The following is a 15,211-nucleotide window of genomic DNA, read 5'->3' on the forward strand; positions in this document are numbered from 1 at the left end:
TTTTCCATTAGTGAGGGTCGACCAGATATAGAAATACCAAGGGTTTTAAGGCCCTTGGTATTTTTGTTTCCTTTGTATATTGCTGAACGACTTATTTTTCTGTGGTGTAATAAAGAAAAGCGATGACCGGAAAAGCAATTCCAATCCATAATGCTGTACTCCATCCGCCTGAGGCATATGCCCATCCTCCAATAGATGACCCTATAGCTCCGCCTAGAAAAAAGATCGCCATGAATAATCCGTTTAATCGACTGCGAATGTCAGGCGCCAACGAAAAAATGGCACGTTGACTGAGCACAAGATTTGCAGATACGCCCATATCTAACAAAATAGCTGCGGCCACTAGAACTGCTATTCCGAAGGGGGAGTTGCTCTGAATCATGAGCGGCAGCAATAAAGAAACGATGACAACACCGAGAGCGATTCCAGTGGCAACCCGGGTCAAGCCGCGATCAGCTAAACGGCCGCCAATGGGAGCAGCGGCTGCACCCGCAATGCCCACTAATGCGTATAGTGCTATTGCTTTCTGAGAAAAATGAAAAGCAGGACCGGACAATAATAAAGGAACAGTCGTCCAGAACAAGCTGAAAGCTCCAAATACAAACGCATGATAAATGGCACGGCGGCGTAAGATTGGAGTCGTGCGCAGCAGGCTCCACATTGAACTGAGTAAGGCAGTATAGTTTGTATGAGCTGCTGGTTTTCTGGCAGGGAGCACTTTGGCTAATACGATTGCCAGGACAACACTTACCGCGGCGGATAAAGCAAATATTGCATTCCATCCCCAAATATCAGCGACTAGACTGGAGATCGGCCGGGCAAGCATGATACCGAGCAATAGGCCGCTCATGACATTGCCGACAACCCGGCCGCGCTCCGCATCTGATGCAAGGTATGATGCAAATGGAACAAGCACTTGGGCTGCGACCGATCCTAATCCGATGAAAAACGCAGCTGCTAAAAATAGTGTTCCATCCTTCGCGAACACTGTGGCAATCAACGCCGCGGCGCTTAGCAGGAGCGATACAACGACCAGTTTCTTGTTTTCAATCATATCTCCTAGAGGGACAAGGAATAGTAAGCCGGCAACATATCCGATTTGTGTTAGTGTGACAATCAATCCAGCACTGCTTGGAGAAATTCCAATTGCTGCACTAATTAATCCGACCAAGGGTTGTGCATAGTAAAGATTAGCGACAATGATACCGCATGCAGTTGCGAGAAGAAGAGTGAAGCTAGGCGAAATTCTTTGATCTGCTTTTTGTTTGTTTAATGTAGACATAAAAATGAACTCCTTTTTCATTAGTTTTATGATGTTTGATCAATGATTGGCTGATTCATCTCCTTTGCATAGTTGTTTCATGATTTGTGAAGTTATAGGTATTTTGTAAACTAAACGTTTAGTTTTATTTATAAGCGAATAATATACTAAACGTTCAGTTTTGTAAATAGGTTCTGTTTTATTTTTTTCATCATGTTACGTATACTGAACGTATCGTTTATATTTCGGGAAGGAATGATTCATATGCAGAGTAAACGAGGACGGCCGCGTGATGAAGGAACGCATAAGGCAATTCTTGCTGCAGCCTATGAGCTATTGTTGGAAAAAGGCTTTGATGCGGTGACAGTTGATAAAATTGCAGAGCATGCGAAAGTGAGTAAAGCAACGATTTATAAATGGTGGTCTAACAAAGCTGCCGTTATCATGGACAGCTTTCTTTCGACTGCTACGGACAGACTACCTGTGCCTGATACAGGATCGTCAATACATGATATCGTAACCCATGCCACGAATTTAGCACGGTTTTTGACAAGCCGGGAAGGAAGCGTTATTAAGGAATTAATAGGTGCAGGGCAGTTGGATGCAAAATTGGCAGAAGAATATCGCACACGATTTTTCCAGCCGCGCCGCCTTCAAGCGAAAGGCCTTCTAGAAAAAGGAATTCAGAAAGGTGAATTGAGAGAGAATCTTGATATTGGAGTAAGCATTGATCTCATTTACGGACCGATATTCTATCGGCTGCTTATAACAGGAGACGAAGTAAATGATTCCTATGTGCATGATTTGGTGATGAATGCGTTTAAAGGGGTTCAAGCTACTTGAATCTGAATGCTTTAAATCGTGTCCGTTCCTACATAACTGTCAATTAGTAAGGATCTTGTTTCACATGCTATTTACGATGCCCGCGGGCATCTTTTTCTTTTGTATTCTTCAATCCTTTTTTTAGATGTCCTTCATATAAAGGATGGATTATATAAACAAAAGCTTATATAATAAAATCACATGCGGTTTTATTTTCTTGATGAAAACGTCAGCAACTGATCTATCTAAAGGAGAATGCGGCATAAATTAGCCGATATATAAGGATTTAATTATATATGAATTGGAGGAGTTCATTTGACTGTTGATTCAAAAATTGGAATTGAAACGATGACTCGCTGTTTAAAAACACTTAGTGACCAAACAAGGCTCATGATGATGAAATTATTTCTTGAAAAAGAATATTGTGTTTGTCAGTTAGTTGATATGTTCGCCATGAGCCAGCCAGCCATCAGCCAGCATTTACGAAAATTAAAAAATGCAGGGTTTGTGAATGAAGACAGAAGAGGGCAATGGCGTTATTATTCTATCAATAAATCATGTGCCGAATTTGGTGCACTACAATTTCTCTTATATCAAATCGATCAGGAGGATGAATTGTTTCTGCACATAAAACAAAAGGAAACTCAAACGTCTTGCAGTAAGGAGGTATAAGATGACTTCAGTCATTTTGGCAGTATTTATATTTTTATTAACGTTAGTATTAGTCATATGGCAGCCGAAAAACTTGTCTATAGGATGGTCAGCCTGTGGTGGCGCAGTTTTGGCGCTAATTGCCGGAGTTGTTACGTTTCATGATGTGTTAACCGTGACAGGGATTGTCTGGAATGCGACATTGGCTTTTGTAGCTATCATTATTATCTCGTTAATCCTTGATAACATTGGTTTCTTTGAATGGGCGGCGCTTCATATGGCTAAGGCTGCAAAAGGAAACGGTGTGCGCATGTTTGTGTATGTGTCTATATTAGGAGCTATCGTCGCGGCATTATTTGCAAATGACGGTGCGGCTCTTATCATGACACCCATTGTATTAGCGATGGTCAGGGCATTACATTTCAATGAAAAATTAGTATTTCCTTTTATTATAGCGAGCGGGTTTATTGCAGATACAACTTCGCTTCCATTAGTCGTGAGCAATTTGGTCAACATCGTTTCGGCAGATTATTTTCATATTACGTTTATTGATTATGCATCCAGGATGATTGTGCCGAACTTGTTCTCATTACTGGCGAGCATCACTGTCCTTTATCTTTTCTTCAGAAAAAGCATACCAAAACGTTATGAGCTGACTGAGGTGAAAAAGCCTATGGAGGCGATCAAAGATCGAAACATGTTCAAACTATCATGGTATATCTTGGGGCTGTTGTTAGTTGGATACTTCGTAAGTGAATTTTTATCGATCCCTGTATCAGTGGTAGCGGGTATCATCGCAATCTTTTTCTTAATTGCCGCACAAAAGAGTCCAGCCGTTCATACGAAAAAAGTATTAAAAGAAGCACCATGGGCTATCGTGTTCTTTTCAATTGGCATGTACGTTGTTGTGTACGGCGTCCGTAATGCAGGATTGACAGATGTCCTTTCAGGTGTGATACAAGCGGTGGCCGATCAAGGATTGTTTGCCGGTACGATTGGAATGGGCTTTATCGCGGCGATTCTTTCTTCCGTTATGAATAATTTGCCGACTGTGATGATTGATGCATTGGCTATTGCCGGCACAGATACACATGGGGCGATGAGAGAAGCGCTCATTTATGCAAATGTGATCGGCTCAGATTTAGGGCCTAAAATCACGCCGATCGGTTCCTTGGCGACATTGTTATGGCTACATGTCCTTTCACAAAAAGGTGTGAAGATTTCTTGGGGCACTTATTTTAAAACTGGAATCGTACTTACAATCCCAACATTATTGATTACACTTGTCGGCTTGTATATTTGGCTGATCATCATCCATTAAAGGAGGAGGTACACATGTCAAAGAAGACAATCTACTTTTTATGCACGGGAAACTCTTGCCGCAGTCAAATGGCTGAAGGGTGGGGGAAAAACTGCCTTGGAGATCAGTGGAACGTATACAGCGCAGGAATCGAAGCTCATGGGTTAAATCCTCGAGCTGTAAAAGCAATGAAAGAAGCGGGGATTGATATTTCCAATCAAACCTCAGATATCATTGATCCGAGCATTTTAAACAATGCTGATTTAGTCGTTACGCTTTGTGGTGATGCCGCAGATAAATGTCCAGTGACCCCGCCGCACGTAAAACGCGAGCATTGGGGATTTGATGATCCGGCAAAAGCAAAAGGAACCGACGAAGAAAAGTGGGCGTTTTTCCAAAGAGTGCGTGATGAAATTGGAGAACGCTTAAAACAATTTGCTGAAACTGGGGAATAAAAATATTAGATATACTCAGTATTTGTGAAAAAATTGGTGATTCCATCAATTATTGTTCAACAGGTGGGCTCAGTGCAGGCACCTGTTTTTTATTTTACTTGCCTGAGTTCTGAACCGCCGCTTAAAAGCTGAGAAAAAGGAAAATTGATTTTGTTAACAGAATGATGAAGGAGACGTTGTTTGAGAGGAGTTGTCGGTTTGCGGGAATTAACAAAAGAAAAATATAACAGCATAAAAACATTGTTTGTTGAATCATTTTGTCCCACATTTGTCTATGCAATATTAGAACAAACCATTCCGGGAGTTGTTTATACAGATGACCAAACATCCCCTAGATCGTTTTTTATAGGGACTGAATCAGGAATTTATTTTATTGCGGGAGAAGAAGAGAATCAAGTTTTTAATGATTTCATTGCTGAATATTATGAAAAGCAAGCGAAATCAACAAAAAGATTTACTCTGTTTTCTGCTAACGATACATGGGATCAAATATTGAAAACAATACTGAAAGACGATTTGAATCAAATGAAAAGAGTGGCGTTTTCTTTTCAGCAAAAACCTTCTAAAAGGGCTTTAGAACTTCCGAAGGGGTTTGCATTAAAAAGAATAGATGAAGACATTATTGCAAACAGTACAGAGTTTAACAGCGCTTACTACAAGGAGTATTGGAATTCTGCCTCGCATTTTTTAGGAAAAGGATTCGGATTTGCTGTATTACATGGCAATCATGTTTTGAGTGAGTGTACTTCTATCTTTTTAGGGAACAATCGAGCAGAAATGGATATCTACACACTTGAGGAATATAGAGGCATGGGGTTAGCTTATTGTGTGGGAAGTAAATTTATCGAATTTTGTCTGGAAAATGGGATGACCCCTAGTTGGGATTGTGATGTTTGCAACAATTCGTCCATGACACTAGCAGTTAAACTAGGATTTAAGCCAGTAGCTGAATACTCTATTTACTACTCTGGCTAATCTTAATGAAAGAACCTTAAAGGAGATACCAAACGATGTTGGTATCTTTTTTTGTTTTAGATTTTTTTTACCCTTTTAGCAGAAAAATGGGTGAAGGAAATCTTATTCATTTTATTTCCTTTTAGGTAGGTAAAACACACACCGCTGACTGTAACCATCCCGCCCAGCAGAGAAAGAAATGCAGGTATTTCGCCTATCCATACCCATGAAATGACCAAGGCCAAAGCCGGTGTTACATAAAGAGAAAGAGTTGCTTCTGAAGCGCCGACGAGCGAAGTGACATATGCTAGTGCGAAGTAAGGAATAACCGTGGGCAATAAACCCAAGTAAACGATAGACAAAGTTGCGCTTGTTGAAGCGTTTATCATCTCTCCGCCTAAGCCTGGCAGAAACACAAGCATAGGTATTGTTCCACCCCAAATGGAGAATGTAACAAATGGGATAAAACCATATTTTTCTATATAGCGGGCTTGAAAAACGAAATAAAAACTCTCCGAAAATGCTGCCAGCAGGATGAATAAGATACCACTCATTGAATACGTATAGCCTCCTGCCCCAAATGCAATCAATAATACACCCAATAAACTGATCATAGAACCAAGCCATTTCGTAAATCCAAAATGCTCTCTGAAAAACAGGCGGGATAGCATGGCTGAAAAGATCGGTGCCATGGTGACGAGCAAGCTTGCAACCCCGGCACTCACTGTTTTTTCACCGATGTTCAGCAACATGTGATAGAGTGCAAAACCTAAAAACCCTAAAAGAAAAATGGCAGGAATGTCTTTCATGTCAGGTAAGCGCATCTGAGTCAAAACAGCAAAAAGGAATAATGCCATAGATGCGATTAACAAACGAAATAAAGCAAGGTGTTCTGGTGTATAACCTTCCAGACCTGCATGAATTCCCGGAAAAGCTGATGCCCACAAACCGATCATCAGACTGTAAGATATGATAATTTGAACTGTTTTCTTTTTCATCTTGCTCTCTCCTCTTTACAAAAACCAACCGGTTATTTAATGTGTTTCTATACTAATAAAGATTTGGTGATATGGCTTCAACCAGTTCAATAGATTTTGACCCAACCAATTTAGTTTGAAGGAGACTGCTTTCATGAACGACCCAGAAGAAAAAAAGATGAAAAATCTTCCTAAATACAGACAAATCGTTCATTTTATTAAGGAGAAAATAGGAAATGGAGAGTGGCCGATTGGAAGCAAGATTCCAAGCCAGCGCACGCTTGCAAAAGACTTTCAGGTAAATCGAAGCACAGTCATTACGGCCTTAGAGGAATTAATGGCAGATGGGTTAATAGAAGGCAGAATGGGGAAAGGGACAGTTGTTATCAACAATACATGGACACTTTTGGCTAAGAATTCTGCGCCTAATTGGGATCAATATGTAACCTCAGGAATCCAGCGGCCCAGCCAAAAAATCGTTCAAGAGATCAATCAATCAGAATCAAATACAGATCTTATACAGCTCAGCAAAGGCGAACTTTCAGCTGAGATTTTTCCTTTGGATGTTATGAAAAAGATGATGGGGCAGGTTTCTCAAAACATGGAAGCATTCGGATATGAGGAACCAAAAGGTTATTTTCCATTAAGAGAGGCACTAAGCAGCTATTTGAGAACCATTGGGGTCAATGCCTCCCCATCTTCCATTCTGATTGTGTCGGGAGCGTTGCAAGCTCTGCAGCTGATATCAATGGGGCTTTTGCAAAGAGGATCAACCGTATATCTTGATCAGCCTTCCTACCTTTATTCATTGCACGTGTTTCAATCTGCCGATATGAAACTAACGGGCCTTCCTATGGATCAGGACGGGCTTTTGCCGGAAAATATTCACATGCCAAGAGGGGAACGGGGAAGGTCTATCTTATATACCAATCCTTGTTTTCATAATCCGACCGGTATTTTAATGTCAAGAAAGCGGCGGGAAGAAATCCTTGCAGCAAGTGAGAACACACAGCTTCCCATTATTGAAGATGACATTTATCGTGAGTTATGGATCGATGAAATTCCGCCATTTCCTATTAAAACAATCGATAAAAATGGGCATGTGCTTTACATAGGCAGTTTATCGAAAACATTAAGCCCGGGCTTGAGGATTGGATGGATCGTCGGTCCGGAACCAGTGATAGAACGTTTATCCGATATTAAAATGCAAACAGATTACGGATCCAGTTCGTTATCCCAGAGAGTAGCGGCAGAGTGGTTTACAACGGGCCAATACCAGCTGCATGTGGAAAAGGTTAGACAGCAATTAAAGGTAAGAAGGGAATTGGCCTTGAGTGCGGTAGAAACCCATTTGAAGAATGTTGCGACATGGAATATCCCAAAGGGGGGATTCTTTATCTGGATAAAGGTATTGCCTTCAATATCAATGAAATTACTTTATGCGAAAGCTTTGTCAAAAGGGATTCTTCTCAATCTAGGCAGTATCTATGCTCAGGAAAAAGGGAATTATGTTCGCTTATCATATGCCTATGCATCACTTGAAGACCTTCAAAAGGGGATTTATGAATTGGGCTTGATGATAAAAGAATTGGCAAGTAAGTAACTCTATCCTTAATTAGATGTTCTAAAAAAGAGACCAAGCCTGATGATGGCTTGGTTTTGAAAAGGTAAGAAAGGTTATGTTTCTGAACGAAAGGTTTTTCCTCTTTCTCTTCCTAAACCAAAATAATGTCTGAAATTATAGATAAGCTGACTCCATTTGTTTATTTGATTGATGATGAGCACAAGATCAACATATCGTTTTTCATCATCATGTTTTCGCACTCGATGATATAGCTCGTTGGGAATCCTTTTAGTTGGGATCAGCGTGATGTGTTCAGACAGTACGAGCGCAGCTTTCTCTTCACGGTATTACATTTACCATCTTTTGGAAATAAACTGCTTTGAATAAAAATAGGGATAGCCAACAATGATGAGCGGAGCTGCTAATGCAAGCAGGATCCATGAGTCTGAGTGACTCTCTCTAATGATTCCAATGAATATACAAGTCCCGATGAGAAAATATAATAAAGCACCTAAAAACCAATACATGTTCATTCCTCTTTTTCCTTAAATGTGATTTTTGATTGAGTATTTTTGTCTTTCTCATTGCTTAATCTATCAGGGCACTGATTTTTCAACACTTTTTCAGTCCAGATTCCTTTTCTTTTTAATGATAAAATGGTGAGATCAATCGATTTCAATGATGATCATTCCTTCAAAATAGTGACTTACCCATTATTGTAAATATAAGCTCGGAAAGATAAAACGTACATAAAGGCAGAACGCTTATGTACGTTTGGGCAATCATCACATGTTGGAAACGCTAATGCTTTACTGTATCTTTGTATTGTTGAGTACCTTCTCTTCCTATAGAATGATGGGATACATGTGTATGTGGTTCGAGTGTATATCGCTTCTGCCAATGGAAAGGAAGTGGATGGGGTTTGCTTATAAGGAATCCATTCAAAGAAAAATACTACTCACATGATAGACGGGCATTAAACATGCTTGCGCTCAGAGTACCGGGGCTGGCTTTTATTCTCATGATCTATGTAGCCTCTGTCGTGCTGCAATTTATTACTGCGAGCTGGTCCATTTTATTGTTTAATGTGTTTACGATATTGATGGCTGTTTTTTCTTTTCTGCACTGGCATTCATATCGCTGGGTTAAGAAAAGCGTCATTTTATACTTTGCACTGCAAGGTTTGATCACTTTTACACTTGCTAATGTCATGACTGGCTTCTTAGTGCTGGTCATCATTGGCCTTTATGCATTTTTGATTGGACAGATTGCAGGAATGGCCGACAGAAGAAGGACTTTCCTCATCCTTTATTTATTGCTTCTGCTGTCAATCAATGTGCCGCATCAGATTCAAAAAGGTGAATATTTGCATTTTATTGTTATTGCTGCACCTATCATGATTGTTATCATCACCTATGCTGCAACATTATTTGCCCAAGTCGATGAAAAGATAAAAGCGCAGCTGACTCTTGAAAGGTTGGAGCTGGCTCATCAGCAGGTCGAACAGCTGACGCTGCAAAACGAAAGACAGCGTATGGCCCGGGACTTACACGATACGCTTGCTCAAGGGCTGGTCAGTTTAAATATGCAGCTGGATGCTATTCATGTTCATCTTACGAAAGGCAACACAGAGAGAGCAAAAGAAATCATTCAACAATCGATGAAAAGAGTGAAAGGCACATTAGCTGATGCTCGTTCAGCGATTGATGATCTGCGCAGCAAATCAGAAGAAATCGGTTTTTTAAAAGAAAGAATTACCTCCCTGATGGATCATTTTCAAGAGTCGACAGGCATGGGTGGTTTTTTAGATTACAGATTACAGCAGGTGTTAGACGTTCGTACAGCTGAAAGCTGTTATTACATTATTGGAGAATGTATAACGAATGCAGCAAAGCATGCTGAAGCAGAATCGATCTCGGTATCCATTTGGGATGATGATAAGGGGAGGCTCCATTTAACTGTCAAAGACAATGGCAAAGGATTTGATGTTGAAAAGAGCAAGAAAAAGAGAGGACATTATGGGCTTCTTGGCATACAAGAACGCGTCAGGGCAATGAATGGCCAATTCAATATAAAGAGCACAAAATTGAAAGGAACACAAATTGAGATCACTGTACCAATTCAGGGAGAGATGCAAGATGAATAAGGTTTTAATCGTTGATGACCATCTTGTCGTGCGGGAAGGTCTGAAGCTTTTAATTGAAACGAATGATCACTACACCATCATAGGAGAGGCCGAAAATGGCAAAACGGCAGTCCGGCTTGCAGATGAATTAAAACCGGATATCATTCTCATGGATTTGTATATGCCGGAGATGAGCGGATTAGAAGCCATTAAACAAATAAAAGAAAAACACGACATCCCTATCATTATTTTGACTACGTATAATGAAGATCACTTAATGATTGAAGGAATTGAATTAGGTGCGAAAGGATATCTGTTGAAGGATACGAGTTCAGAAACCCTTTTTCATACAATGGATGCAGCAATAAGAGGAAATGTGCTGCTGCAGCCTGATATCTTAAAACGTCTGCAAGAAATCCAACTGGAGCGGATGAAAAAGCAGAGAAGTGATACGCAGCTGACAGAAAAGGAAGTCATTGTTCTAAAAGCAATTGCCAAGGGCCTTAAAAGCAAAGCGATCGCCTTTGATTTGGGCGTCTCAGAGAGAACAGTAAAGTCCAGGTTAACGTCCATTTACAATAAATTAGGCGCGAATTCAAGAACTGAAGCCGTGACGATTGCCATGCAAAGAGGCATTTTGACATTAGACAAATAACTTCATATTTGAAATTTGCCCAAACGTACATGCCCGCATGTACGTTTTTTTTATTTCAATGTCAACTACAATGAGAAAGAATGTGATCAAGCAATGTGTTGAAAGGAGATTATCATGTCAAGAATGTTATATAAATTAGGAGGGTGGGTCGCTCGCCATCGCCTAAAAGTCATATATGCGTGGATCGTTGTGTTAGTTGCTTCGATAGGGCTGGCAATCACATTAAAACCAAGTTTTTCTGAGGATATGTCCATACCTGACACACCTTCGGAAAAAGCAATGGATGTGATTCAAAAAGAATTTCCGCACGGCCCTGATAAAGGGAGTATACGGGTGATTTTCGGTGCTGAAGATGGGGGGAAACTGACTGCAAATTCAGCGAAAAAAGCAATAGAAAATACGTTGAAGGAAATCAATAAAGATGATTCCGTTGACTCGATCGCGAGTCCTTTTGGGACAGGAACAATCGCAAAAGATGGCACAGTTGCCTATGCAGATATCAAGTATAAATCTTCAGCGGATGATATAAAAGATTACTCTATCAAACGCTTAAAAGACAGTTTGAAAATCGCTGATGATGAAGGATTACAAACGGAGCTGAGCGGTGATATACCGGGTGCCGAGCTGGAGATAGGCGGAGTGTCTGAAATTGTCGGCATCATCTTGGCCTTTGTTGTGTTAGCCATTACGTTTGGCTCTTTATTAATAGCGGGTTTGCCGATTATAACTGCGCTCATTGGTTTAGGTGTAAGCATTGGACTGGTGTTGATCGGAACACAAGTTTTCGATATTGCTTCCGTCAGTCTTTCATTAGCCGGGATGATTGGTCTTGCTGTTGGGATTGATTATGCTTTATTTATTTTCACGAAACACCGTCAGTTTTTAAGTGAAGGCATACAAAAAAATGAATCGATTGCGAGAGCTATAGGAACAGCAGGGAGTGCAGTTGTTTTTGCCGGAGTAACCGTGATCGTCGCCCTTTGCGGATTGACTGTCGTTAACATTCCATTTATGTCCGCCATGGGGCTGACAGCAGGGCTAAGTGTGCTGATGGCTGTTCTCGCTTCAATCACGCTTGTGCCTGCCGTCATATCAATAGCAGGGAAACGGATGATTCCGAAAGCAAACGAGAAAAAAGGAAACCAAAGCTCTGACACAAATGTCTGGGGCCGGTTTGTCACAAAACATCCAATCTTGCTAAGTGTATGCAGCATTCTCATTTTGATCGTTATTAGTATTCCATCTATGCATTTGGAACTGGGCTTGCCTGATGCAGGAATGAAAGCGAAGGATAATCCTGACCGCCGGGCTTATGACTTGCTGGCCGAAGGTTTCGGAGAAGGATTTAATGGCCAATTAACTATCGTAGCGGATGCCGCAAGTGTCACAGGAAATAAAGCGGAAGCCTTCGCGGACGCAGTGCAAGAGATAAAGGGCTTAGACCATGTAGCGAGTGTCACTCCTGCAATGCCTAATAAAGAAGGGAACTTTGCTATCATTACAGTAGTTCCTGCAACAGGGCCAAATGATGTGGCAACGAAGGATTTGGTAAAGGAAGTACGAAGCTTATCAGATAAAAACGGAGTAGATTTGCTCGTGACTGGATCGACTGCAGTGAATATTGATATCTCAGATCGCCTTAATGATGCGATACCGGTATTTGCTGCACTCATTGTCGGTTTTGCATTTGTGCTGCTGACAATCGTATTCCGTTCGCTGCTGGTGCCTCTTATTGCAGTTGCTGGTTTTGTACTAACAATGACAGCCACTCTTGGAATGTGTGTATTTGTTTTACAAGACGGGAATCTCATCGACTTTTTCAAAATACCTGAAAAAGGGCCGATACTCGCGTTCCTGCCAATTTTATCTATTGGGATTCTGTTTGGATTAGCAATGGATTATCAAGTATTCCTTGTAAGCAGAATGCGAGAAGAATATGTGAAAACAAAGAACCCAGTACAAGCGATACAAGCTGGATTAAAACACAGCGGGCCTGTTGTCACCGCGGCCGGTTTGATCATGATATTCGTTTTCGCAGGGTTTATCTTTGCCGGAGAAGCTACTGTGAAAGCCAATGGATTGGCTCTTTCCTTTGGTGTGCTCTTTGACGCATTTATTGTGCGAATGACACTGATTCCAAGTGTGATGAAACTGATGGGGAATGCAGCCTGGTATTTACCGAAATGGCTAGACAAGATCATTCCGAATGTCGACATAGAAGGGCATCAACTCACGCAGGAAATACAGCCAGAGATCGAACATAACCAACAGAAACAAATCAGTGTGTAATAGAAAAAGCAGATCTTTCATGATCTGCTTTTTTGCTTAACAGTTATTTCTTGAATTCTATAGCCTTTCCATTGTGTAGTGTGTAGAAGCTGCAGTCGGCAGTTGAAAAAGGAGACAACTTATGGCGCAATCACTTATTTTCGATAGGGATGGAACCTTGTTTCAAACTGACGAGTTTCTGGATTATTCGTAATCCCATAATCAATGAGTGTGACTTCAATTGAGTCCCCGGCTACTTCATAATTTTGTTCTTTTATATAGGCCAGCAGCTGTTTGTAAAATGGTTCGGCTTCCGGATGCGACCCGCTAAACCTAATTTGAAGATATTCTCTTGAAGGAAAAGTGATTTCTGATGAGGTTTTTTCAGTTTCATCTTCAAGTATCATAATATACTGGAATATTTGTCGAACTGATTTGCTTTTACATTTGCGGCTGAAATGGACAAACCTATCTTGCCTATGAATATGTCTTCGTTCACATTCAGATGAGTTCTCAACTGTGCTAATGAATGTTCGATATCATGGCCGAGAATATATTCATGCTGTAAATAAAGCCACACGGATTGCGGGAGGTTTGATTTTTGAAATGTGATGTAATGGCGTGTGAACGGCATCTTCTATCTGGATGATCCGGCGGGAGATCTTTTTTTCAAAACGTTCTAATTCTCTCCTTTTGCGATCAATTTCAGTTTGCTGGCTTTTTAGTAAATCAATCAGCGTGTTTGTATTTTGAGAGTTATAAAAATCAAGGAGTTTATTAATTGGCAGACCTAGAGCCCTCAAATATTTGATGGTATCTACCGTTCAAACTGCTGGGTAGAATAATATCTATAGTTGTTTTTCCTGTCTTTATATTCCGGTTTCAAAAGACCAATCTCATCATAATACCTAAGTGCTGAGGTTTTCACATTGAATAGCTTTGAAACTTCTCCGATCGAAAAAAACCCCTTCATTCTAACAACCTTTCTGTCCTTATGATTTGATACATCCGCATTATATAGTACGGTGAGTTATAAGAGTAAAGTTTGCAGCATAAAGCAAAAGCTCCCTTAAAAAGGAGCTTTCTATTCTTCAAAATAAGGATTCACATGAATAAGCACTTCTTCCACGTCTGCAAACTGTCTTTTGATTTCATTTCGGATTTCGCGGGCAATGTCATGTCCCTGCTTAATTGTTAAATCATGATCTAATGATAAACGGACATCAAGCAATTTATAGTGGCCATGTTCTCTCGCTCGAATTTTATCGAGCCTTTTTACTTGAGGAAAATGCAAAATAATAGCCTTATATTCCTCGATCAGCTCGGGATCAACACTTTTCTCCATCAACACATCAACAGATGGCTTGATTAATTCCATTGAAATCTTAAAAATGAGGTAAGCCACGATGGCGCTGGCAATTGCATCGGTGTACAACAGATAGGACCAGCCGCGGGAGTTTCCGATAATTGCTAATAGGACGCCGATAAAAGCGGCAAGTGAGGCAACGATATCGCCTTTATGATCGTATGCAATCGCTATAATCGCTTTGCTGTTCCATTTTTCCCCTTGTTTTATGGAATAACGATATAGGATCTGCTTCGCCACGTAGGAAATGAGAGCGGCAAATAATGCGCTGTATTGTGGAACGCTCGGTCCTTCAACAAAGGACAGAATCGCTTCTATTAGGATATAAACGGATACGATCACTAAGATCAGTCCTACAATTGCTTCACTAATGACTTCAGCTTTTCCATGCCCAAAAGGATGATCCTGATCAGGCGGTTTATTGGAAATGCCGATCACCGCCAGAACAGCAATCGAAGCAACGACATCCGCTGCGGAGTGTATTCCATCTGCAAAAACGGCTTCACTATCGCCGATCAGCCCAAAAAAGATCTTTCCTGCCATTAAGATCAGATTCGCTATTAATGCAATCAAAGCGACCTTTTTGCTTATTTGTTCTCTTTCACTTGCCATTTTTTCCTCCTGTAAAATTGTACAAAAAAATAGGAGTGCTTCTTATTCGCTCTCCGTATTTTTTCTTGTGTCATCACTTTGCTTATCATACCAATTCCATTTCGAGTGGGTCTATAGCAACGTTGTTTCCTATTTACTAATAAATAAGGTGACAGAAAAAAAGTTGGAGCCAGGCTAAACAAACAGAAAAAAGAAAACAAT

At 40.6% G+C, this 15,211-nt stretch carries 14 protein-coding genes and 2 pseudogenes; 9 read left to right on the forward strand and 7 right to left on the reverse strand.

Translation table 11 applies throughout. The features are described from left to right. Positions 1-91: 91 nt before the first annotated feature. Positions 92-1,282, reverse strand: coding sequence for an MFS transporter (locus AAGG74_RS21065; RefSeq protein WP_429677096.1), 1,191 nt, complete (start codon positions 1,280-1,282; stop codon positions 92-94). 243 nt (positions 1,283-1,525) lie between these two features. Between AAGG74_RS21065 and AAGG74_RS21070 the strand changes: the two genes are divergently transcribed. From AAGG74_RS21070 to AAGG74_RS21090, 5 genes are all read left to right on the forward strand, one after another. Next, on the forward strand, positions 1,526-2,104 hold the full coding sequence (locus AAGG74_RS21070; protein ID WP_429677097.1) for a TetR/AcrR family transcriptional regulator: 579 nt from the start codon (positions 1,526-1,528) through the stop codon (positions 2,102-2,104). Positions 2,105-2,431: 327 nt separating this feature from the next. After that, on the forward strand, positions 2,432-2,755 hold the full coding sequence (gene aseR, locus AAGG74_RS21075) for a metal-responsive transcriptional regulator AseR (protein WP_429677145.1): 324 nt from the start codon (positions 2,432-2,434) through the stop codon (positions 2,753-2,755). Between the two features lies 1 nt (position 2,756). Continuing rightward, positions 2,757-4,055 (forward strand): arsenic transporter, encoded by a 1,299-nt coding sequence (locus AAGG74_RS21080; RefSeq protein WP_429677098.1) that lies wholly within the window; start codon positions 2,757-2,759, stop codon positions 4,053-4,055. 14 nt (positions 4,056-4,069) lie between these two features. Continuing rightward, complete coding sequence (gene arsC, locus AAGG74_RS21085; protein ID WP_162104130.1) at positions 4,070-4,489, forward strand: arsenate reductase (thioredoxin); 420 nt, start codon at positions 4,070-4,072, stop codon at positions 4,487-4,489. A 198-nt stretch (positions 4,490-4,687) separates the two neighbouring features. After that, positions 4,688-5,464, forward strand: a complete 777-nt coding sequence (locus tag AAGG74_RS21090) for a GNAT family N-acetyltransferase (protein ID WP_429677146.1) — start codon at positions 4,688-4,690, stop codon at positions 5,462-5,464. A gap of 56 nt (positions 5,465-5,520) precedes the next feature. Here the strand turns inward: AAGG74_RS21090 and AAGG74_RS21095 are convergent, their stop codons facing one another. After that, complete coding sequence (locus tag AAGG74_RS21095) at positions 5,521-6,441, reverse strand: DMT family transporter (RefSeq protein WP_429677100.1); 921 nt, start codon at positions 6,439-6,441, stop codon at positions 5,521-5,523. Between the two features lie 133 nt (positions 6,442-6,574). Here AAGG74_RS21095 and AAGG74_RS21100 point away from each other — a divergent pair, with 133 nt between their 5' ends. Then, positions 6,575-8,023, forward strand: a complete 1,449-nt coding sequence (locus AAGG74_RS21100; RefSeq protein ID WP_429677101.1) for an aminotransferase-like domain-containing protein — start codon at positions 6,575-6,577, stop codon at positions 8,021-8,023. Between the two features lie 74 nt (positions 8,024-8,097). On the opposite strand, the pseudogene AAGG74_RS21105 reads toward AAGG74_RS21100, so the two are convergent. From AAGG74_RS21105 to AAGG74_RS21115, 3 genes and pseudogenes are all read right to left on the reverse strand, one after another. Next, positions 8,098-8,196 (reverse strand): annotated as a pseudogene (locus AAGG74_RS21105) (flavin reductase family protein); the annotation flags it as partial. Between the two features lie 141 nt (positions 8,197-8,337). Beyond that, positions 8,338-8,517, reverse strand: coding sequence for a hypothetical protein (locus tag AAGG74_RS21110; RefSeq protein WP_429677102.1), 180 nt, complete (start codon positions 8,515-8,517; stop codon positions 8,338-8,340). After that, entirely contained in the window at positions 8,514-8,663 is a 150-nt protein-coding gene (locus tag AAGG74_RS21115; RefSeq protein WP_429677103.1) for a hypothetical protein, read from the reverse strand. The genes AAGG74_RS21110 and AAGG74_RS21115 overlap by 4 nt, the downstream gene beginning before the upstream one ends. A gap of 243 nt (positions 8,664-8,906) precedes the next feature. Here AAGG74_RS21115 and ydfH point away from each other — a divergent pair, with 243 nt between their 5' ends. The 3 genes from ydfH to AAGG74_RS21130 all read left to right on the forward strand — a co-directional run bounded on the left by ydfH (position 8,907) and on the right by AAGG74_RS21130 (position 13,053). Next, positions 8,907-10,130 carry a two-component system sensor histidine kinase YdfH gene (gene ydfH / locus AAGG74_RS21120; RefSeq protein ID WP_429677105.1) on the forward strand — a complete coding sequence of 408 codons (1,224 nt, stop codon included), beginning with the start codon at positions 8,907-8,909 and terminating at the stop codon, positions 10,128-10,130. Beyond that, positions 10,123-10,764: a two-component system response regulator YdfI gene (ydfI, locus tag AAGG74_RS21125; RefSeq protein ID WP_429677106.1), complete on the forward strand. Its 642-nt coding sequence runs from the start codon at positions 10,123-10,125 to the stop codon at positions 10,762-10,764. The genes ydfH and ydfI overlap by 8 nt, the downstream gene beginning before the upstream one ends. Before the next feature lie 114 nt (positions 10,765-10,878). Next, positions 10,879-13,053, forward strand: coding sequence for an MMPL family transporter (locus tag AAGG74_RS21130; protein WP_429677108.1), 2,175 nt, complete (start codon positions 10,879-10,881; stop codon positions 13,051-13,053). A 134-nt stretch (positions 13,054-13,187) separates the two neighbouring features. Here AAGG74_RS21130 and AAGG74_RS21135 read toward each other — a convergent pair. Next, positions 13,188-14,005 (reverse strand): annotated as a pseudogene (locus AAGG74_RS21135) (MerR family transcriptional regulator). Positions 14,006-14,116: 111 nt separating this feature from the next. After that, complete coding sequence (mneP, locus tag AAGG74_RS21140) at positions 14,117-15,010, reverse strand: manganese transporter MneP (RefSeq protein WP_162104132.1); 894 nt, start codon at positions 15,008-15,010, stop codon at positions 14,117-14,119. Positions 15,011-15,211: the final 201 nt, after the last annotated feature.

This window comes from Bacillus mexicanus (assembly GCF_050445615.1).
Taxonomy (GTDB): domain Bacteria; phylum Bacillota; class Bacilli; order Bacillales; family Bacillaceae; genus Bacillus; species Bacillus mexicanus.

Coding starts and splice junctions, on each gene's coding strand:
- AAGG74_RS21100 (WP_429677101.1), top strand. CDS start 6,575: ATGAACGACCCAGAAGAAAAAAAGATGAAAAATCTTCCTAAATACAGA.
- AAGG74_RS21070 (WP_429677097.1), top strand. CDS start 1,526: ATGCAGAGTAAACGAGGACGGCCGCGTGATGAAGGAACGCATAAGGCA.
- AAGG74_RS21110 (WP_429677102.1), bottom strand. CDS start 8,517: ATGAACATGTATTGGTTTTTAGGTGCTTTATTATATTTTCTCATCGGG.
- mneP (WP_162104132.1), bottom strand. CDS start 15,010: ATGGCAAGTGAAAGAGAACAAATAAGCAAAAAGGTCGCTTTGATTGCA.
- ydfI (WP_429677106.1), top strand. CDS start 10,123: ATGAATAAGGTTTTAATCGTTGATGACCATCTTGTCGTGCGGGAAGGT.
- AAGG74_RS21130 (WP_429677108.1), top strand. CDS start 10,879: ATGTCAAGAATGTTATATAAATTAGGAGGGTGGGTCGCTCGCCATCGC.
- arsC (WP_162104130.1), top strand. CDS start 4,070: ATGTCAAAGAAGACAATCTACTTTTTATGCACGGGAAACTCTTGCCGC.
- AAGG74_RS21095 (WP_429677100.1), bottom strand. CDS start 6,441: ATGAAAAAGAAAACAGTTCAAATTATCATATCTTACAGTCTGATGATC.
- AAGG74_RS21080 (WP_429677098.1), top strand. CDS start 2,757: ATGACTTCAGTCATTTTGGCAGTATTTATATTTTTATTAACGTTAGTA.
- AAGG74_RS21065 (WP_429677096.1), bottom strand. CDS start 1,282: ATGTCTACATTAAACAAACAAAAAGCAGATCAAAGAATTTCGCCTAGC.
- aseR (WP_429677145.1), top strand. CDS start 2,432: ATGACTCGCTGTTTAAAAACACTTAGTGACCAAACAAGGCTCATGATG.